Annotated in this window: 15 protein-coding genes and 3 tRNA genes; 9 read left to right on the top strand and 9 right to left on the bottom strand. The window is 32.0% G+C overall.

Going from position 1 to position 18,633, the window contains the following annotated elements; genetic code table 11:
- Nucleotides 1-15: 15 nt before the first annotated feature.
- A complete protein-coding gene (flxA, locus tag ACWGOQ_RS07225) occupies nucleotides 16-1,545 on the bottom strand; it encodes a flexirubin biosynthesis tyrosine ammonia-lyase FlxA (RefSeq protein ID WP_452057281.1) in 1,530 nt (509 codons plus the stop codon).
- 103 nt (nucleotides 1,546-1,648) lie between these two features.
- On the opposite strand from flxA, the gene ACWGOQ_RS07220 reads away from it, so the two are divergent.
- Entirely contained in the window at nucleotides 1,649-2,890 is a 1,242-nt protein-coding gene (locus ACWGOQ_RS07220) for an NAD(P)/FAD-dependent oxidoreductase (protein ID WP_452057280.1), read from the top strand.
- 79 nt (nucleotides 2,891-2,969) lie between these two features.
- Here the strand turns inward: ACWGOQ_RS07220 and ACWGOQ_RS07215 are convergent, their stop codons facing one another.
- Nucleotides 2,970-4,592, bottom strand: a complete 1,623-nt coding sequence (locus tag ACWGOQ_RS07215; RefSeq protein ID WP_452057279.1) for a hypothetical protein — start codon at nucleotides 4,590-4,592, stop codon at nucleotides 2,970-2,972.
- A gap of 247 nt (nucleotides 4,593-4,839) precedes the next feature.
- Between ACWGOQ_RS07215 and ACWGOQ_RS07210 the strand changes: the two genes are divergently transcribed.
- From ACWGOQ_RS07210 to ACWGOQ_RS07200, 3 genes are all read left to right on the top strand, one after another.
- Nucleotides 4,840-4,923 (top strand) — tRNA-Ser (locus tag ACWGOQ_RS07210).
- Nucleotides 4,924-4,980: 57 nt separating this feature from the next.
- Nucleotides 4,981-5,055: transfer RNA gene (locus tag ACWGOQ_RS07205), tRNA-Pro, on the top strand.
- 18 nt (nucleotides 5,056-5,073) lie between these two features.
- Nucleotides 5,074-5,147 (top strand) — tRNA-Arg (locus tag ACWGOQ_RS07200).
- 98 nt (nucleotides 5,148-5,245) lie between these two features.
- Here ACWGOQ_RS07200 and ACWGOQ_RS07195 read toward each other — a convergent pair.
- Nucleotides 5,246-6,274: an AraC family transcriptional regulator gene (locus ACWGOQ_RS07195; protein ID WP_452057278.1), complete on the bottom strand. Its 1,029-nt coding sequence runs from the start codon at nucleotides 6,272-6,274 to the stop codon at nucleotides 5,246-5,248.
- Nucleotides 6,275-6,652: 378 nt separating this feature from the next.
- Between ACWGOQ_RS07195 and ACWGOQ_RS07190 the strand changes: the two genes are divergently transcribed.
- Together ACWGOQ_RS07190 and ACWGOQ_RS07185 are read left to right on the top strand one after the other, a co-directional pair.
- Nucleotides 6,653-6,994 carry a hypothetical protein gene (locus ACWGOQ_RS07190; RefSeq protein ID WP_452057277.1) on the top strand — a complete coding sequence of 114 codons (342 nt, stop codon included), beginning with the start codon at nucleotides 6,653-6,655 and terminating at the stop codon, nucleotides 6,992-6,994.
- A 44-nt stretch (nucleotides 6,995-7,038) separates the two neighbouring features.
- On the top strand, nucleotides 7,039-7,161 hold the full coding sequence (locus ACWGOQ_RS07185) for a hypothetical protein (protein ID WP_452057276.1): 123 nt from the start codon (nucleotides 7,039-7,041) through the stop codon (nucleotides 7,159-7,161).
- Nucleotides 7,162-7,650: 489 nt separating this feature from the next.
- On the opposite strand, the gene ACWGOQ_RS07180 is transcribed toward ACWGOQ_RS07185, so the two are convergent.
- Nucleotides 7,651-8,370 carry an SOS response-associated peptidase gene (locus tag ACWGOQ_RS07180; RefSeq protein WP_452057275.1) on the bottom strand — a complete coding sequence of 240 codons (720 nt, stop codon included), beginning with the start codon at nucleotides 8,368-8,370 and terminating at the stop codon, nucleotides 7,651-7,653.
- A 399-nt stretch (nucleotides 8,371-8,769) separates the two neighbouring features.
- On the opposite strand from ACWGOQ_RS07180, the gene ACWGOQ_RS07175 reads away from it, so the two are divergent.
- Nucleotides 8,770-9,168 (top strand): response regulator, encoded by a 399-nt coding sequence (locus ACWGOQ_RS07175; RefSeq protein ID WP_452057274.1) that lies wholly within the window; start codon nucleotides 8,770-8,772, stop codon nucleotides 9,166-9,168.
- Nucleotides 9,169-9,188: 20 nt separating this feature from the next.
- On the opposite strand, the gene ACWGOQ_RS07170 is transcribed toward ACWGOQ_RS07175, so the two are convergent.
- The 4 genes from ACWGOQ_RS07170 to ACWGOQ_RS07155 form a co-directional block, all read right to left on the bottom strand.
- Nucleotides 9,189-13,208 carry a CheR family methyltransferase gene (locus ACWGOQ_RS07170; RefSeq protein ID WP_452057273.1) on the bottom strand — a complete coding sequence of 1,340 codons (4,020 nt, stop codon included), beginning with the start codon at nucleotides 13,206-13,208 and terminating at the stop codon, nucleotides 9,189-9,191.
- Nucleotides 13,209-13,256: 48 nt separating this feature from the next.
- A complete protein-coding gene (locus ACWGOQ_RS07165; RefSeq protein ID WP_452057272.1) occupies nucleotides 13,257-14,243 on the bottom strand; it encodes a chemotaxis protein CheB in 987 nt (328 codons plus the stop codon).
- A 100-nt stretch (nucleotides 14,244-14,343) separates the two neighbouring features.
- Entirely contained in the window at nucleotides 14,344-14,790 is a 447-nt protein-coding gene (locus ACWGOQ_RS07160) for a response regulator (protein ID WP_452057271.1), read from the bottom strand.
- Between the two features lie 10 nt (nucleotides 14,791-14,800).
- The gene (locus ACWGOQ_RS07155; RefSeq protein WP_452057270.1) at nucleotides 14,801-15,352 is read right to left on the bottom strand and encodes a helix-turn-helix domain-containing protein; all 552 of its coding nucleotides are present in this window, start codon (nucleotides 15,350-15,352) and stop codon (nucleotides 14,801-14,803) included.
- Between the two features lie 696 nt (nucleotides 15,353-16,048).
- On the opposite strand from ACWGOQ_RS07155, the gene ACWGOQ_RS07150 reads away from it, so the two are divergent.
- Complete coding sequence (locus ACWGOQ_RS07150) at nucleotides 16,049-16,990, top strand: helix-turn-helix domain-containing protein (RefSeq protein ID WP_452057269.1); 942 nt, start codon at nucleotides 16,049-16,051, stop codon at nucleotides 16,988-16,990.
- Nucleotides 16,991-17,181: 191 nt separating this feature from the next.
- Here the strand turns inward: ACWGOQ_RS07150 and ACWGOQ_RS07145 are convergent, their stop codons facing one another.
- On the bottom strand, nucleotides 17,182-17,475 hold the full coding sequence (locus ACWGOQ_RS07145; protein ID WP_452057268.1) for a GNAT family N-acetyltransferase: 294 nt from the start codon (nucleotides 17,473-17,475) through the stop codon (nucleotides 17,182-17,184).
- Between the two features lie 391 nt (nucleotides 17,476-17,866).
- On the opposite strand from ACWGOQ_RS07145, the gene ACWGOQ_RS07140 reads away from it, so the two are divergent.
- A complete protein-coding gene (locus tag ACWGOQ_RS07140) occupies nucleotides 17,867-18,400 on the top strand; it encodes a lipid-binding SYLF domain-containing protein (RefSeq protein ID WP_452057267.1) in 534 nt (177 codons plus the stop codon).
- Nucleotides 18,401-18,633: the final 233 nt, after the last annotated feature.

Genomic DNA, 18,633 nt, shown 5'->3' with positions numbered 1-18,633 from the left:
TCTTAATCAAAATATTTAATATGCATCGTTTTTTTTCAGGAAGTCCTTTACCTGTTGAACGAAGGGATATGTAATATAATCTTTGGTAAAAGGAGGAACAATTTTTTTGATATCTTTAACCAGCTTTTGAGTTCTGCTAGATAGTTTATCTCCAAAATCTAAATACTCCAATGCCTGTACAATAGTCATCAATTCAATAGCTAATACCTCAAAAGTATTTTCTATCACCGTTTTTGTCATATTAGCAGCATTTGTACCCATACTAACAATATCCTGATTATCATTATTATTAGGTATACTGTGTACATACATTGGATTAGAGAGCATTTGATTTTCTGCTGTTGTAGATACTGCAGTAAATTGAATACCTTGCATCCCGAAGTTAAATCCTAATTGACCTAAATTTGCAAAAGGTGGTAATATATCATTAAGCTTAGAATTAAGAAGGTAATTTAATTGACGCTCTGCGAGCATGGATAATTTAGTAACAACCAACTTAAGTTTATCCATTTCCAGAGAAACATAATCTCCGTGGAAATTACCACCGTGATATACGTGTTCTGTTGCTACGTCAATAATTGGATTATCATTTGCAGAATTTAATTCTTCAATCAATATTCTGCCTACGTGTTTTATAGTATCACAAACAGGGCCCAAAATCTGAGGAACGCATCGAAGCGAATAATACTCCTGAACTTTTTCCTTAAAATAGGTATCCCCATTCTGTCCAGAATACAAGTGTTCTGTACGATCTCTTGTAAGCTTACTATCAGAAAGATGTTCTCTCATTTTACGAGCAACTTCTTGTTGCCCTAAGTGGAGTTTACTATGATTCAATTCCTCAGAAAGATGATCATCATAAGCTTCTACAATTTCATTTATTGCTGAAGAGCAAGAAATAGACCAATCTAATAATTTCTGAGCGTTGATTACATTTACAATACCTATTCCGGTCATAGCCGAAGTACCATTCATTAATGCCAATCCTTCTCTTATCTTCACCTCTATTGGTTTTAGACCGAGTTCTTTAAAAACTTCTGAGGTATTTCTTCTCTCTTCTTTATAAAAAACTTCTCCTTCACCAATAAGTACTAGTGCTAAATGTGCCAATTGAACTAGGTCACCACTTGCACCAACTCCTCCGTGTTCAAAAATCAATGGTGTAATGTCGTTATTAATAAGATTTTTCAAGCCTTCTATAACTGAAGTGTTTACACCGGATTTACCTAAAGATAAGGTGTTGAGTCTAGCCAGCATTAATGCTTTTACATAATCCGGTTCCATCGCTTTGCCTGTACCTGAAGAGTGGCTTCTGATCAAATTATATTGTAGTTCAATTCTATCCTTTTCATCAATCTTATATTGCGCCATTGGCCCAAATCCAGTATTTACTCCATAGATTACTTTATTTTCAGAAAATTTTTCCAAAAATCTAAAGCTATCATCCACTCTCTTCACTATAGATTCGTCTACAGCAAGATCCTCGTCATTAAAAATAATGCGCAGAAAATCTTTTATTTCTAATCTTTCTTTTAGTATTAGCATTCGCGAATTAGTAAGTTTTTTCCAATATTTGTAAAAAAATTCAAGTTTACTCTTTATTTTTACAGAGGGCAAATGTAATGTATTTAATGTACCTTTAAAAATTATGAAAAAAGAAAATGTAGATGTACTAGTTATCGGTGCTGGTCCGTCAGGTAGTGTGAGTGCTGCCTATCTTAACAAAATGGGGGTCAATGTTAAGGTAGTGGAAAAAACGAAATTCCCTCGATTCCAAGTTGGAGAAAGTTTGATCCCTAGATGTATGGATAATTTTGAAGAAGCTGGTCTTCTGGATTGTCTAATGAAGCAAGGGTACGAAAAAAAACATGGCGCCCGTTTTATTAAAGATGGAGTTCATGGATGTTTTGACTTCAGCAAAAAATATGGAGAAGGTTGGGATTGGACTTGGCAGGTACCTAGAGATCATTTTGACAAGACCCTTATAGACGAAGCTATTAGACAAGGTGTTAACGTTGATTTTGAAACTGAAGTTACTCAGGTAGAATTTAACGGTAGCGATTCACTAACAACCGTAAAGCACAAAGATGGTTCTGAAAGCCAGATTGACGCTAAATTTATTATAGATTCTAGCGGTTTTGGTCGTGTGATCGCACGACAACTAGGACTTGAAGCACCTTCTAAACTTGCAGAACATGGATCAATTTTTACCCAGGTCAAAGATGTTAATCGTCCTGAAGGTGTTGAAGGAACAACAATTACTTTTGAAATCATCGAAACCGAAGTATGGTTTTGGTACATTCCCTTTTCTAATGGAAACACAAGTATTGGATTTGTAGGGCCGATGGAATGGATTAATAAATTTGAAGGAAATAAAACGGAAGTTTTACAAGAAATGATGAAAACTTCTCCTTACTACTATGAACAATTTAAGGATGTTCCTTATTTGTTCGAGCCTTATAAAGTTGAAAATATTGCGAAAAATGTAACAAAATTATTTGGTGATGGTTTCGTCCTAACTGGTAATAGCGCTGAGTTTCTTGACCCTGTATTTTCATCAGGGGTATCTTTTGCAACTGAGACAGGTCTTTTATCTGCTAAATTAGCTATCAAACAACTGAATAATGAAGAAGTTGATTGGCAAACTGATTTTGTAGATTACATGAGACAAGGAGTTGATGTATTTACTACCTATGTAAAAGAATGGTATACCGGAAACTTACAAAAGATTATTTTTCACGATAAACCTAATGAAGAATTCAAAGAGCAAATCTGTGCGGTACTTGCCGGATATGTTTGGGATAAAACCAACCCTTTTGTAAAAAAGCATAGTCATATCGTAAGAAATGTGGCAAAGCTTGTAGAAATGGAAGAAAACATGTCTGAATAATAAGGTCTTATAATTCGTATAAAATAAAAAAGGGAGGCAAATGCCTCCCTTTTTTATGTCAATATTATTATGCTATATTTTATTCAGCCAAAGATACCTTCAACAGCAAATTATTCTTTTTACCATCATAAGCTTCAAAAATCATATCCTGATTTGGTAATGTAGCAGCTTTATATACTTCTAAGTTGTCCAAACGTGAATTTCTAATATCACTTCCGGTAAGAATAGGTTCTTTAATCACCTCTCCACTAACGTCATCAATAGTGTAAGAAGTTAAATACAAAAATTCTTTTTTACCATCAAAATATCTTGTTGGGTATTCATCAAAAGACCTTTTAAGATTTGTAAAGTCATCTATAAAAAAAAGGTAATGCTTTCCTTTATTTTTAAAGTTGATGTATGACATACTTCGTTTCCCTCTTGCGCCCATTTGATATTTTGGTAATTTATGGAACCACTGCACCTGCGCTGCTAAAGACAGCTTTGACGCGATCACATCTCTATAAAAATATTTATATGTTGTTCTGGATCCAGAAGAACTGGATGTTGTAAAAGATTCTACATACCGTTGTTCCCCTAGTATGACCAAACTACCATCTTCATTATAAAGGATGTCATTAACTTTAATGTTTTCAAAATCTTTTTTATCCTTATCATCCTGAGTTCCCTCATTAATTCGTTCTTCTCTTTTTAATGCATACTGTTTTATTATCTCTGTCGGAATATCAGTTTTTACAACTGAATTCACAAGACCTGTTTCATCCAAAATAGCTGAAAACAAACCTGACATCTCTATTTTATTAGTATCAGTAACATAAAATCCAGAAACCCTGATCTTACCTTGTTTATCTAACCCAATGACAGCATCCATTATTGATTTACCAGGCAGCTCAATTTTACTTTTAACAATTTCTTTGGGGCTTTCCTTTATTTTAAAAACCTCTGTCCTGTAGGTGTATTCTTCTTTATTCTTTTCCTCTGCTCTGGAGTTAAATACCGACGCAGTCATATAAAAACTTCCTTCATTATCAATTGCAAAATCTTCGTTCTCCAACCATTTATTAGCATATGGCAATCTTACTTTTCTGCTCCACAGTAACTTCAAATTAGAGTCATATACACTGATGCCTATCTTATCAGCTTTATCATCAGCGGTTTTAACTCTAAAAAGTACCAGTAATTTTGTGCCGTCAAAAGATTTTTTAAAAACGAATTTGTTAATTCTTCCACCCGCATCAAAACCATACGTGCTTTTAAAACCTACATCATTTGTGATATTGTCTTTATCGCTACCTACAAGTACAGGTTTCTCTGCTATGATCCCGGTTAGTGATATTTTTTGAGCAAAAGCTTTATCCTTTACTGTATAGAACACCACTGCTTTTCCGTTCAGGTTCATAACTGTTTGAAAATCTCCTTTGTCCTCTATAACCTGTCTTTTTTTAACTTCTTCTTTAAGGTCTTTTAGAGAAAAACGTTGGATTGTCATATCGTTCCGACCTTTTTTGACAGCCACCATTCTGTCTCCAGAAGCTACGTAATATGCATTGAGATTCTTAATCCTTTTATACTTTTCCCCTATTTTAAAATTAAAGTCCTCAGAAAGAAGAGGTTTCTGGGCAAACGAATATGTGCTTATAAACATTAAAAAAAGTAAGATGTGTTTTATTTGCATTGCGGCTATTTTTTTATTGAGATTCATACAATATATAATTAGGTCAAGTAACACAAATATATGATTCTTGATTGAAACGTTTAATTTTAAACTGTTTTAGCGCTTGTTTATTTATCTACTAGTAAGGAAAAAACTGATTTTCAACTTTTTAAAATTACATAGTGAATAAAACAAAAATAATGACAAAAAAATGTTGCATTGTAGAGTCATAAAAGCTACATTTGCATCCGCATTTGAGATATTAATGCTAAGTTCATAACAAATTCTGAATTTAGGAGAGGTGCCAGAGTGGTAATGGAGCAGATTGCTAATCTGTCAACGCGTAAGTGTTGCCGGGGTTCGAATCCCCGTCTCTCCGCAATTATTTCAATTATTATTAGTATTTTAATGGTTGAATTTTTGAATAGTTACACTTCGGGGTGTAGCGTAGCCCGGTTATCGCGCCGCGTTTGGGACGCGGAGGTCGCAGGTTCGAATCCTGCCACCCCGACTAATATTAGAGAGTTACGGGCTCGTAGCTCAGCTGGATAGAGCACCTCCCTTCTAAGGAGGCGGTCATAGGTTCGAATCCTATCGGGCTCACAAAAAGTCTTACTTTCACAAGTAAGACTTTTTTGTTTTTTGAAAATTTATTTTTTTTCTCTTTAAAGGTTTTACTTTTGTATTCTTGAAGGTAGCGTTTAATCTTTCTGTGGCTTCGTTTTGTATTCTTTTGGGGTACACCTATATTTCCTCTTAAAAATTTTACAAAAATAACTTCGACTGGTAAGACCAATGGAGTACACTACCTCAGACACATTAAGATCTGTAGTTCTAAGCAGTTGCTCTGCTTTTTCTAGCCTTATATCTCTTATATAACTTGCGACCGTACAATCAAAAACAAATTTAAAGCCCTGCTGAAGTTTCGAAGGTGCCAATCCCGATCGTTTGCATAAGCTTTTAATTGAATGTGATTTTTCTGGCTGTTGCATAATATGTTGACCCAATCGGGTGATTTTTTTTAATTCTTCCTTTAATAATCCACTATCGTTATGCTTATCATTTTTTTCTGAAAAATATTGTTCTATGTGTTTTGCTAAGATGATTAGATATCTCCCCCTATGACAGAGTAAATCTGGCATTAAATTTCTAAAATCCTGGTTATCAATTGATTTTATTTGTTGTGCAATAGAAAAATTATAATTCCCCTGATAAAAACGTTTAGGTTTTTTATCAATATCACTTATTAAAATCTGAAACTTCCTTGTAAAATGATCTTGAATGGATTGGTATTGATAACGATATTCACTTTTATTTACACATATCGAGTTTAAAATTAAATTTTTACCGTTTTTGATATGAACCTGACCTTGGTGTTCTTTTTTATTGTGGACTACTGCAGAGCGTAACTCTTTTATCTCTAAAGGTTGACCTGAATCTTGAAAATGATAGAAACACGATCCTTTTAGGCAGTATATGAAGTTTAATTCATCTGTAGAAAAAGCATTAATTGGTAATTTAATGTCTCTACCCATCTTTACATTAAAATCCAAAGAATGCAGCCCAGGCTGGATATACGTATATTTAATCTTTCCATGTCCAATTTCAGGATCAGGGATCAATTCAAAACCACCCTGTTTTTGAAGAAGTGTGCCATTCAATCTTTCTTGAATTGAGATGAATTCTTTTGGAGGTTTAATTTCTTTTATGATATCGGTTGTAACTTTCATTCTTAAGTGGTTCTTTTTATGATCTCTATAATTTAAAAAAGTTCCTTGTTTTTCTTAACGTTTTCCAGAATTTTTTTAGCTGTAATGAACATTCTAAAAGCTTAAATATCATAATATTATCACAAAACATTAATTGCAAAATAATCATACGTTTTCCAAAGTTGGTTTGTAGGATTTCGTTATCGATACTTCAAAAAAACAAGAAAAAACTATAATTACGCATTTTTTTAGCAAAAGCATTATGATTGTTTTCGATAGCGTCAATCCTTGTTTAAATAATTCAACATATTTAAACCGTGCTTTAAAAAATCGTTCATACTTTAAAAATAAAAGCATATTAATTTTACGATTTTACTTCAATAAAAAACAACTACAATAATGAATTTATCTAACACTAAAAGCGAAAAAGAATATATTACGATATATCAGGATAAAGGATATACAGCCAACTTTATTTTTAAGGATGGAAAACTATTCAATTCTGAAAGTAAGAATGAATACAATCCTAAACAAGTACATGTAGTTGCTGAGCATCGCTTTGAAGGTGCAAGCAACCCTAATGATATGTCTATTCTATATGTTGTAAAAATGGAAGACAATTCTAAAGGTATTGTGCTTGCAGGATACGGTCCCTCAGGGAATCTAGAACTTGCGGATTTTTTTAAATCTATACCTGAGGAGCAGCATTCTAACGCCGCAAATATTGATCTTGATTCATAAGAAAGAAACTGTTTTAAATAATTTAAATCTAAAAATTTTATATCATGGCAAAGAAATTTGAAAGAAAAGAAGAAGAAAAACCATTAACTGATTTAGGGAAACCAAAATCAAAAAATAAAAGACCAAGCCTGGACAAGGATACTATCAAAGAGAAAAAAAGCAAATAAAATAATCATTATTATCTTATTTGCTTATTAACTATACACTTTGTTCCAACAAAATATTGATCTATGCAGATCAGTAATCCCTTTACGCTTATTTTATAACCAAATTATGCTGGCAGCACAGGTCGAAGTGCAGATTAAACACACTATGCATTGGTAGCAGACGAAAAAACACTACATCTTCTGCCTGATAATTGGATATTCATATGTTCTAAACTTGTTTATAGTTATTTAATCGCTAATTAATGAAATATAATAGTTCCTCTAAGTAAAAATATTATGTTTTTTTAGTTGGATACTACGTCCATCACAACAATTAATCGGATATTTCTGAAGATTAAAAACGATACCTATAAAAATTATTGGAATCTTATCATACAAAAAAATGACGCAAACCTAAAGCTATTCTGATTTTTTTACAATCCGATTATAATTATTATCAAACCTTGTTAAGCGTGGTATAGAGCAACAGATAGTATAAAAAAAGTCTTTTTAGTCACTTTTATTACATCCTTCTTTATCGTAGTAAGAAGGTAAGCCTTTATAAGATACGCATTCTAGAACATTCTCAAAAAGGATGTTATTTTTATAGAACTCTTTAGAAACTGTGTGAGCACACAAATCAATATCTTTTGTAAATTCCATAATTTCTTTGATATCTTTTGTTGGAGTCGATGGTTCTAACCATTTTTCTCTATGATGGTTTTCAACGATGAGCGGCATTGTTGTACTCAAATTATTAATTTTTGACATGAAGTTATTAGAGGAAGTTACGATTACAGAACACGTTAGAAAACCATCATCCAATCTAGTATAGATCCCTCCCAAACTAAATGGCTTTTTAGATTGCAAATAAACATAATAAGGATACAACTCTCCATTATGAACACGCAAAATAAATAAACCAGATACCAAAATAAGACATCTCTTATAATGTTTTACTTTTTCAAATCCAGCGGTACTAATATCTGTATTCAAAGTGTTTTTGCTATCCTGAAACGATTCCCAAGTGTCTTCATAACCTTCAGGAAGCATCCCCCATATCGCATAAGATACCTGATCTGGATCGTTACTTGTAATGACAGATAAGCTTTCTTCATTGAAACCATTGATTATAGGAGTTTGTTCATATAATTTGGGATACTTGAATGGAACACCAAATTCTTCCTCAAGAAAATCCAATTTTATGTCACTTGAAAGCTTATAGAACATTTTCTTTTTTTTTCAATTAACTAGATTTATTAGTTATTAATTGACCTAAAAGATAAGAATATTGACCCAAAAACACCTCTTAATTTTTGTACAGCAAATTAACTAAATTTTATAAGGGAAAATTCTCCTTAAAATTTTCTTCAATAGATACCCTCTTTCTGTTATAAAAATTATTCTTAAAACACTGGAAAACCTCAATTAATAAACTCTTTAGAAACTATATTTTTCTTAAAAAAACTCAGTTCCCTTAGAAAAAACAACTTAATTAACAATCATTTATGATCAATTCATAGTGTGATATTTCCCTTTTTTTATTATCTTTTTTCTGATTTTACAAATCAAGGGTTTGACCATTTAGTTGATCGCCGGAGTTATACCTTATCATATAAATTAAGAATAATGAATCAAGATCGATTATTTTTATTATTAGCAAAAGATGATCCAGATGATAGTGAGTTATTTTCTCGAATTATCAACGAAATTAGTCAAAATATTGCTATAGCAGTAAAGGAGAATGGAAAGCAATTGATGGATTATCTAAATGATACCTCCAATGAATTGCCTGACATACTTTTCCTTGATCTAAATATGCCTGCAATAGATGGTTTTCAATGTCTTAAAGAAATAAAAAACACTGAACGTCTCAAACATTTTCCGGTAGTAGTTTTTACGACATCAAATAATTATATGGATATAGAAAAAGCGCACGAATATGGTGGTGATTTTTACATACAAAAGCCAAATAATTATAAAGATTTATTTGAAGTTTTTAAAAATCAACTAACACATGTAGAATAACTTTTCGTTATAAATCCCGATCATTCAATGATCGGGAAATAAACTTTAAACTCAGCTCCTTTATCTTCGGTACTTTCAACATCGATATACCCTTCGTGCAGATCCATTATTCTTTTACAAATAGCGAGTCCAATCCCTGTTCCAGCATATTCGCTTCTAGAATTTAACCGCTTAAAAGGTTTAAAAATATAATCACGTTTAGCAGTATCAAGTCCAATACCATTATCCTTAAAAGTAATTAATTTAAATGCAAGTTTTTTATTGGCATTCAATCTTTTAGGGAGCATACCGCCTTTAATAATTTTTGCATAAATTTCAATTTCCGGAACCTCTTTGTTAAACTTTATACCATTTCTTATCAAGTTAGAAAATAGTTGATATATCCTAACGGGTGCTCCTTGTATATCCCCTAATGCATCAATTTCTATTTTTACTTTCTCTTCTTCAATAAGCACTGACAAATCAAAAATAACTTCTTCTAAAAGCTCATCCAGATTGACCGTTTCCCTCTTTGCAACTTTCTTTTCAATTCTACTATACTCCAAAATATTATTAATTAAATCCGTCATTCGTTCGGCAGATTTCTCAATTTTTTCTGTATATAGCACAAAAGCCTCTTTATCCGCTGCATTGGATTCTAGGAGCGAATTAAATGTTCTTATTTTTCTAAGCGGTTCCTTCAAGTCATGGCTTGCCATATACGCAAATTCTTCTAAGTTCATATTTAGTCTGGTCAACTCTTGATTCGCTTCTGTAAGCTCCTTGGTTCTTTCAAACACTCTCTTTTCTAACTCATTAGTAAATTCTACCTTATCATTAATATTGACATTCGAACCTATCAGACCTTGAAAATTATTATCATCATCATAGATCGGAATACCACGATTGTAATACCACTCGTGCGTACCATCATGTTTTTTTACCCGATATTCCATAGAATACGGTTGCCTCTTATTTGAGGCATCTGCAAACAAGGCCATTGCCTTTTCTTTGTCCTCTGGATGCAGAAAATTTAGCCATTTATCGCCCAGGTTATCCTCAAGTTTACTTCCTGTATAGTTAAGCCAGGTTTCGTTTATATAGGTACAGTTTTTATCCTTATCGGTGATCCATATGGTTAATGGAGCTGCACTTGCTATCGTTTTAAACCGTTGCTCACTTTCCTGAATACGGTATAATAATTTTTTGTCCTTCGTAATATTAAATATACTGGCTACTGCTATCAGCGGCACATTATTTTCATCAAAAATAATTTTACCTTTTACTCTTACATGTTTAGTTATATTTTTTACTATCAATCTAAGTTCGTGATATATGTTACCAGTCTTAACAGCCTTTTTTAAACTTCTTTTTCTTATAATAATGTCCTCAGGGTGAATCTTTGCCACAAGGTCATTCTCGGTGAGTTTTTTGTTTGAAGGATATCCCAGAAATTCACAAAGCCCCTTATTATTACGATAACTATCTTCTTCAAAATTATATTCAAAAACAATGAGTTCTGCTGCTTCTAAGGCCGTTTCCAGAATACGCTTGCTTCTTTTAGTTTCTGTAACTTCCTGTACCAGATATAGAATTTTTTCACCATCGTCGAAAGAAAAATTGAATAACTCTGTTTTTATTTCATAAAAACGATCGTTATAACTAACTCCTAATCTACCTGATCCTTTTTGTAATGTATCGGCGCACAGCTTATGAAGTCGTTTCTCTTCTTCTTTTGATGGATTAATACCAGGCATGTATTTTCCTACTATTTCGTCTGCTTCTAATTGGTCTAAACCTTGCCCAGCTACATATTCAATTTCAAACTTATCATTAAGAATACCCACTGTTCCATTCGGTATGTTTTCTGCAATGGTTCGGTAAATAAGTTCATTTTTCTCACTTATATTTTTTTCAGCTTTCAGCTCTTCTTCTTTCTCAATCATTAATTCATTGGTGAGCCTCAATTCATTATTGGCCGTATTCAATTCTTCATTGGCCGATTGTAATTCTTCATTACTGGTTTCTAATTCTTCATTACTGGATTTCAGCTCTTCATTAGCTGATTGTAGCTCTTCATTGATCGTTTGTAACTCTTCATTTGTAGCTTCTAGTTCTTCGGTAAACACCTGTAGATGTTCCTTTGTAGACGAAAGTTCATCTTCTAGTTCATTTATTCGAAGATTTTCGAAATCGATTGTTTCTAATTTTTTATGCAATTCCAGATGCCGTTCGCTGGGTTCGATCTTTTCGAATATGACCATATAAAACTGCACTTCACTAATTCTGTAGACCAACGGAATAATCTTAACCCTCACATAATGTTCTTGCTCATACAGTTTAAATTTCACCAAATGGCTTGTATGAGAAATTCCGGTTTTTTTAACCTGAGAGTGCAAAGCTTTGATGACAGTCTGTAATTCTGGATTGACCATTTTGTGCAAATTGACATTCATTGCACCTTGGCTGATTTCTAAGTAAAGTCGTAAGCTACCGTGAACCTCTTTAATTTCTGATTGTTCATCTATAACGACAAAGGGATGTTCAAATTTGTAGTATAAAGTTTCTTTGGCTATATCAACAATACTCATATCCTGCGTATTGTTGTTGTGCTCGTCACCTTGTGTGTTTTGGTTCCTGTTTCTAAATCTTGAAAATTTTAACTGATATCCAAGGGATGCATCTGCTTTACGGTAAATTTTATTTTTATTAACCTTTGTAAATAAATCGGCGGCAACACTTACGCTTTCGGATTTTCCCAGAAATAGCAATCCTTTAGGCCTCAGTGAATAGTGAAAGATTTGAAAACTTTGTTTTTGTAAATTATTATTAAAATAAATAAGCAAATTACGGCAAACTATCAAATCCAATTTAACAAAAGGTGGATCATTGGTTATGTCGTGTCTTGTAAATAATAAATGTTGTTTTATTTCTTTATTCAATTCATAATGCAATTCATCTCTCTTATCAAAGTATTTATCAATCCACTCCTTTGGCAAGTTGATCAAACTTTCTTTATTATAAATTGCTTTTCTACCATAATTAATGGCTCTTTCGTCTATATCTGATGCAAAGATCTGAATATGATAATGTCCTACTTCTTGTCTTAAAAGTTCGTGTAACAGTATGGCTATCGAATACGGTTCTTCGCCTGTGGCACACCCAACGCTCCAAACTCGTATAGAATCTCCATACTCCTTATTTTGAAGCATGTTTTCTAACTGTTTTCTCAAACTATCAAAAGCTTCAGAATCTCTAAAAAATTCGGTAACCCCTATTAAGACAGTATCAAACAAAATATCTAACTCTCTTGGGTTTTCTTTAATTAACTCATAAAACTCTAGTATGGTCGATAATTGTAGTGTTTTGATTCGGTGATTAATTCGACGCATAATGGTAGTAGGCTTATACATCGAAAAATCTGTTCCGGATCTTTTTTCGAGTAAATCAAAAATTGCGTCCACAGCACTTTTCTTATTCTCACTAGAGGCAATTGCCTTACTATTATTAATAAATTGAATAATTTCATCAAACATCTGCTCTGGTGGCAATGCTGCATCAACTTTACCAGTTTCAATAGCTGCTGTCGGCATATTTTTATGCTCGCAGGTCTCTGGTAACTGGGCGATCGTAAAACCCAAATGCTTTTTTATAGACTGAATACCTTGTGAGCCATCACTACCAAAACCAGACAAAATGATGCCAATAGCATATTTTTGTTTTTCCTTAGATAGAGAAATAAAAAAATTATCTATGGATGGTGAGGAAGTATAATCTCTTGATAAGCTCTCTAATACCAGGGTTTCTGATTCTATATGGATGTGATGATTTGGAGGAGTTACATACACCTGAAAAGGTTTGATCTGCATATTATTCTCTGCCGTGAGAACAGGCCATTTGCAACGTTTGTTCAAAATAGCAGCTAATTCGCTTTTGTAATCGGGACTAAGATGCATAACGATAACAACACTTATTTCAGTTTTGGTACCATTAAATTGATTTAGAAATTTTGATAAGGCATCCAATCCTCCTGCTGATGCCCCTACTCCAACAATATACATAATTGATTCTTTCTTTTTTTTCTTAAAGTTTGTAATACAATTTACTAGTTAATCATTTAATTGTAAAACAGCTTTTATATTGGTAATATGTTCTGTTACTTCTTCAATTTTATTTGCATAGGAAGCGGATAAAGACGTCATTTTTTTTCTATCATATTCATCAGCCATTCTACGTAACAGCGTTTTCTTTTCTTCTAATGTTCTAATAGAAACCCATAAAGCTTCTTCTAATGATGCTTCCTGCGATTGCTCTAACGCTTCCTGGGTAAATGAATGCCCTACATGACAACGGTATCGCTCTGGATCAGAATCAGCCATTTTCCATAAAGGTCCTCCACATTCTGCACAACTTAGCGGGACTTGCTGACCTAATTCCTTTTGTAACCCCACCTGACTCTTAAAACGCATAGCGATGTCGTTTTCTTTAATTATCGATAACGGAATTTCTTTTTCTACAGGAATCTCTTCTTCGGTTATCTTCTGGAGTACTCCAGCCATATCTTCCAGATTAACGATATAATCAATATCAATTGTACTTTTTGCAAAAAGTGGCATATCCCCAAACTCAGCAGTATCTGGGTTTTGGATGATCGTTAATCCACCGCATTTTTGTATAGCAACTAATCCGTTTGTTCCATCATTTAGTCTGCCAGTCAACAAAATACCTACACATCTATTTTTGAAAGCCACAGCGGCCGAGCGAAATAGAACATCTATAGAAGGACGAAAAAGATTTTCTCTAGGGCCTTTAGATAATACAATTTTATTATCATTTTTAACAAATAAATGGTGATTGGGTCGCGCAACATATACCGTATCCGGTTCGATCAAAAGGTGATTCTCTGCTTCTTTTATCTCTAGATTGATTTTATTCGCTAATACTTTGAAAAATGAATTTGACGATTTAAAGGTGTTGTGAACAACTACTAAAAAAGCTGCGTTAAGTCCCTGTGGTATGCCCACTAAGATGGTCTTTACTGCCTTGAGTCCTCCAGCAGATGCTCCAATAACAAAAATTCTCAAATCTTTAGACATTTGTACGCGTATTGAAATTGTGAAATTTAAAAGATTTTTGTGCAGTTTACCACGAACCCTGTTGAAATACCATTATCAAATAATGACACTACTAATTCTTTTATAAACGAAACAAAAAATTCTCTCGGTTTAAATTAGATGTATGATACTGCCAATCAATAGTTAATACTTTTTTTAAAATATTTTTCAAATCATTAAAATTAGTTGGTTTATTAACATAAATATTGGCTCCGTTCAAAAATGTTGCTTCTATATCTTTTTCTGAAGAAGAGGTAGAATAAATCACCACAGTAATACCTTTTAGACCAGGGTCATCTTTGATCTCTTTAAGACATTCAAAACCGTCCATCGTAGGCATATTTAAATCTAAAAATAATACGTTTGGCAAAGCAGTATCAGGCTGACGCAAATACTTAATCAACTCCATTCCATTAATAAACAATTTTAGGTCGGTTTGAAGACCGAGTTCCTTTATTGCCTTTTCAAACAATGCTCTATCGTCTTCGTCATCATCAGCAAGTAAAATTTTTAAAGTCTCTATATTCATTAAATACGATTTATTTGCGTGTATTAAGTTGGTGTTTTAGATCTACAAAACTAGATGGACTGAAGCCTGTGGTTTTTTTAAATTGATTTGAAAGATGAGCAACACTACTATAATTAAGTTTATAAGCAATTTCAGATAAGCTTAGGTTTTTTTCAATTAGTAGTTCCTTTACATAATCGATTTTCTTGAGTATGATAAATTTCTCTAAAGTAATATGTGTTAAATCCGAAAAAATTCGAGATAAATAGGCATAAGAGTACGGTAATTTTTGCTCTAGATATTCTGAAAAGTTAACTTTTTCCTTACTGGTTTCACTTTCAATCAGATCCACAATTAACTTTTTAATCTTATCTACTAGTATCATCTGATGATTGCTAACAGTTTCTACCCCCCCAGTATTAAGCACTTCGAATAAATTTTCACGCTCTTCCTGACTTAAAGATTCTAATATTTCTACTTCGCCAAATGTATTTAACCTATATTTCAGTTTTAGCGAATCGAGCTTATCTTTTAATGCGTTATTACAAATTTCTAAAGTATCAAATTTTACTTGTATTTTCATTATTAAAACATTTAATCAGAATTAGAACTTTTTCTATGAAAAGATTAAAACTTCTTTTCTTTATTGGTTTTTAATAAATCTGAGGCATACAATATCAAAGCATAAAATATAAGATTTGGTACTATTTTTTGGTAAAAATAAACAAGTTCATTATAAATATATGAACTATATGCGGTATAATTTTAACTTTTTCTGCAATATACTTTTTAATGTTCATCTCTTTCCAGTTTTTTAATGCAATGTCTACGGTTATAACACATTTGAGAAAAAACACCAATATTATGCAGAAAACGTATTGTTTCACTTATACAATAAGAGCTCAGAAAAAAATGCGATACAGCATAAATGCAATACTATTTTATCTCAAAACACAAAATAATGTAAGTTAAGGGTGAAATTGTATAAATGATGAGCCTATTCAATATATATCTTTACTAAACCAATTCTGTCTTAATTTCATAAACCTACTTTTCTAGACATTTTATGTGTCATTAATACTAGGTTAAGACAAAAAAATAACTTTTAAAACCAACCTTATGAATAAATCATTACCCTATTTACTCATTTTATATTTAATTGGATGGGCTTTGCTAATCCTTTTTTCTGATTCTTCCATGTTCATGGTCTTTTTACTTACTTATTTAATTTTCATAGTGTTGTCATTTATTGCAATAAATTATAAAAAACTTCTTTAACTTGAAAAGAACTTCTCACACATCATCAAACTCGCAACCAAATCAAGATGTTCCTCTAAATTCTGCTTTGGTAGTAAACAATGATCGATCCCCTAAAGAATCTGATAAAGATGTTATTTATTTGAATTTTAGTAAAAAAAATTGCTCAGATCCAGAAGCGATAACTCGTACTTTACAGAAAAAAGCATTACATTTTATTTATTGTAATCATTCTGATTTTAGTATTGAATTTGGGAACTCACAAGAGTTACGATGCAAACCTTTTTATGTAAGCTTTTTACAAAATCAAAGTGATGAGGACATCCCGCTTCGTGTAGCTAGCATCATTGACCAACATATTGCAATTCTGAGCATTGATATCAAAAGTTTAAAAAATAACTCCAAAAATCCTATAGAAAAATCTTTAAAACAATATTGGAAGAAAGATACTTGTACAATAAGTTATGCAGAAAACTTTTATTATGATAAACAGATTGCAAACAAAATAGATTCCATTAATAAATATAAGCTTCATCAAAATTTTGATGTTTTACAATATGCCTTTATACAAGAATTAAAATATGCATATATCCAGCATTTTTTAATTTATCAGTATAACAGCAATCCAAATCATCTCGTTTATGAAGAAATCGCCAAAATTCCTGAAATCATTTCTAAAAATCTTGGAAAAAAACTATCCGAGGAAAGTTTAGTTAGGTTAACTGGTATGGAAATAGAGAAAATTAGTGTTGGCTGTAAAGATATTTTTAAATGTGATATCCCTACTCTAATAGAGAAGGTAAAACTACACAACATTACAAAATTGATGAAAAATCCTAATTTAACTATAGCAGATATCGCATATCAAAACGGGTTTACCACACGTAGTGCGTTTTACGAACTTTTTTATAACGCTTTTAGTTGCGCTCCTGTTGAGTACAGAGAACTCATAAGAGCTTTGTAAGCTTTTGTCTAAAGCTCTATAAAAAAAAGGGCTACATTATAACTTAATCACATAAGTACAGTAAGCTCATATCAAAAATCGAAAAAGATTTTACATATTGTGCAAAATTAATTGTGTAAACATGTTTTTTAATAACAGTCATAGCTATTAGTTTGGCTTTTTTACTAAAAATCAAACGAAATGTTATACTGCTATTTCTTATGTATCAAAAATTGATATTCTTCATTTTTTTGAAGAAAATCAGTGATGAAAGAACATGTTGGTATTATCAAATATTCTTTCGACTTTGCATATTCTAATGCATATTTAGCTAATTTACTAGCTATCCCCTCGTTTCTTGCTACTTTGGGCACGAACGTTTCTCTCAGATCAAGAATATCAGGTCTAGCTTCTCGATATCTTATATAGGCCTTTCGATTTGCTACGTGAGTATAGAATATTTTGTCAGTGGTATCGATAGTAAATTTCAGTTTTTTAATTTCCATAATCATTTCTTTTTTATCCGTTAAAATGTATCCTGTTTTGTGATAATGAAATGAACAGGTCTACATCACATTTTTTATCGTATTAATTCCATAGATACATAACTTATGATAAATTATTTGACTCAAAAGAAACAAAGATTAACTCACTAATAATCTTACTTTAAAAGGAATTCTTTAAAATGTGCTCTATCAAAAAACACTTCTATAAAAAACAATTGCTTTTTCTAAAAACAGTCTTAAATTTTACCGCAATGCAAGTAGTTTTTCTGAATTATTTAGACAAAAAAGCTCTCTAACCCGTATGTATCGTTAAAATCTTATTAATATATTGATTGCGTTACTACTGGTTTCTAAATCTCAATAATTTTAGAAGAATTTAAAATTTAAAATCATGAAAACTCTAAAATCATCAACCATTCTTATGATATTATTCATAACGTTTGGGGTATTTTCTCAAAACAAAAAAGATCAGGAAATTATCAATGATGCCCAAAAGGCAAAACAGGAATTATTGAAAAAAAATAGTGTATTAGACCGCTTCTTTGATGATTCTGCTGGATACGTAATATTTCCAAATGTTGGCAAAGGAGGCTTTATAGTAGGTGGAGCATCAGGAAACGGAGCCGTTTTTCAGAACGGTACTGTGGTAGGTATGGCTGACTTGAAAAAATTAAATGTAGGACTTCAAGCTGGTGGACAAGTAATTACAGAAATTATCTTTTTTGAATCCGAATCCGCACTCAAAGAATTTAAAGAAGGTAATTTTGAGTTTGCTGCCGAAGCATCTGCCGTGGTTTTAAAATCAGGAGCAGCTGTTAATGCCAAATATAAAGATGGTATTGCTGTATTTGCTATTCCTAAAAAAGGACTCATGGTGGATGCATCTATCGGAGGGCAAAAGTTTGCTTATACCTCTTTAAAATAATATTGATATGATTTTATCAATGATAATTTGAGACTTCTTATAATCATTGATAATTTGTAAAACCCTATATTTTGCTATATAGGGTTTTTGATTTTTATTAAATAGCATCATTCCTATTCTTAGATCCTCACAAACTTTTTGATCCTGTTTTTCGTTTGCGATATCAATAATATCATATACGTTAATACTACAGTGCGTATTCTTTTATCTTGCTAAGAATGACAAATCAGCAA

The sequence above is a fragment of the Aquimarina ulvae genome, from assembly GCF_053613295.3.
This window is presented reverse-complemented; position numbering and strand designations above follow the sequence as displayed.

What these genes read in the sequence shown, in the direction of transcription:
- ACWGOQ_RS07185 (WP_452057276.1), top strand. Translation starts at nt 7,039, where the DNA reads ATGGCAAAGAAATTTGAAAGAAAAGAAGAAGAAAAACCATTAACTGAT.
- ACWGOQ_RS07165 (WP_452057272.1), bottom strand. Translation starts at nt 14,243, where the DNA reads ATGTCTAAAGATTTGAGAATTTTTGTTATTGGAGCATCTGCTGGAGGA.
- ACWGOQ_RS07140 (WP_452057267.1), top strand. Translation starts at nt 17,867, where the DNA reads ATGAAAACTCTAAAATCATCAACCATTCTTATGATATTATTCATAACG.
- ACWGOQ_RS07220 (WP_452057280.1), top strand. Translation starts at nt 1,649, where the DNA reads ATGAAAAAAGAAAATGTAGATGTACTAGTTATCGGTGCTGGTCCGTCA.
- ACWGOQ_RS07160 (WP_452057271.1), bottom strand. Translation starts at nt 14,790, where the DNA reads ATGAATATAGAGACTTTAAAAATTTTACTTGCTGATGATGACGAAGAC.
- ACWGOQ_RS07195 (WP_452057278.1), bottom strand. Translation starts at nt 6,274, where the DNA reads ATGAAAGTTACAACCGATATCATAAAAGAAATTAAACCTCCAAAAGAA.
- ACWGOQ_RS07180 (WP_452057275.1), bottom strand. Translation starts at nt 8,370, where the DNA reads ATGTTCTATAAGCTTTCAAGTGACATAAAATTGGATTTTCTTGAGGAA.
- ACWGOQ_RS07190 (WP_452057277.1), top strand. Translation starts at nt 6,653, where the DNA reads ATGAATTTATCTAACACTAAAAGCGAAAAAGAATATATTACGATATAT.
- flxA (WP_452057281.1), bottom strand. Translation starts at nt 1,545, where the DNA reads ATGCTAATACTAAAAGAAAGATTAGAAATAAAAGATTTTCTGCGCATT.
- ACWGOQ_RS07170 (WP_452057273.1), bottom strand. Translation starts at nt 13,208, where the DNA reads ATGTATATTGTTGGAGTAGGGGCATCAGCAGGAGGATTGGATGCCTTA.
- ACWGOQ_RS07175 (WP_452057274.1), top strand. Translation starts at nt 8,770, where the DNA reads ATGAATCAAGATCGATTATTTTTATTATTAGCAAAAGATGATCCAGAT.
- ACWGOQ_RS07155 (WP_452057270.1), bottom strand. Translation starts at nt 15,352, where the DNA reads ATGAAAATACAAGTAAAATTTGATACTTTAGAAATTTGTAATAACGCA.
- ACWGOQ_RS07215 (WP_452057279.1), bottom strand. Translation starts at nt 4,592, where the DNA reads ATGAATCTCAATAAAAAAATAGCCGCAATGCAAATAAAACACATCTTA.
- ACWGOQ_RS07145 (WP_452057268.1), bottom strand. Translation starts at nt 17,475, where the DNA reads ATGGAAATTAAAAAACTGAAATTTACTATCGATACCACTGACAAAATA.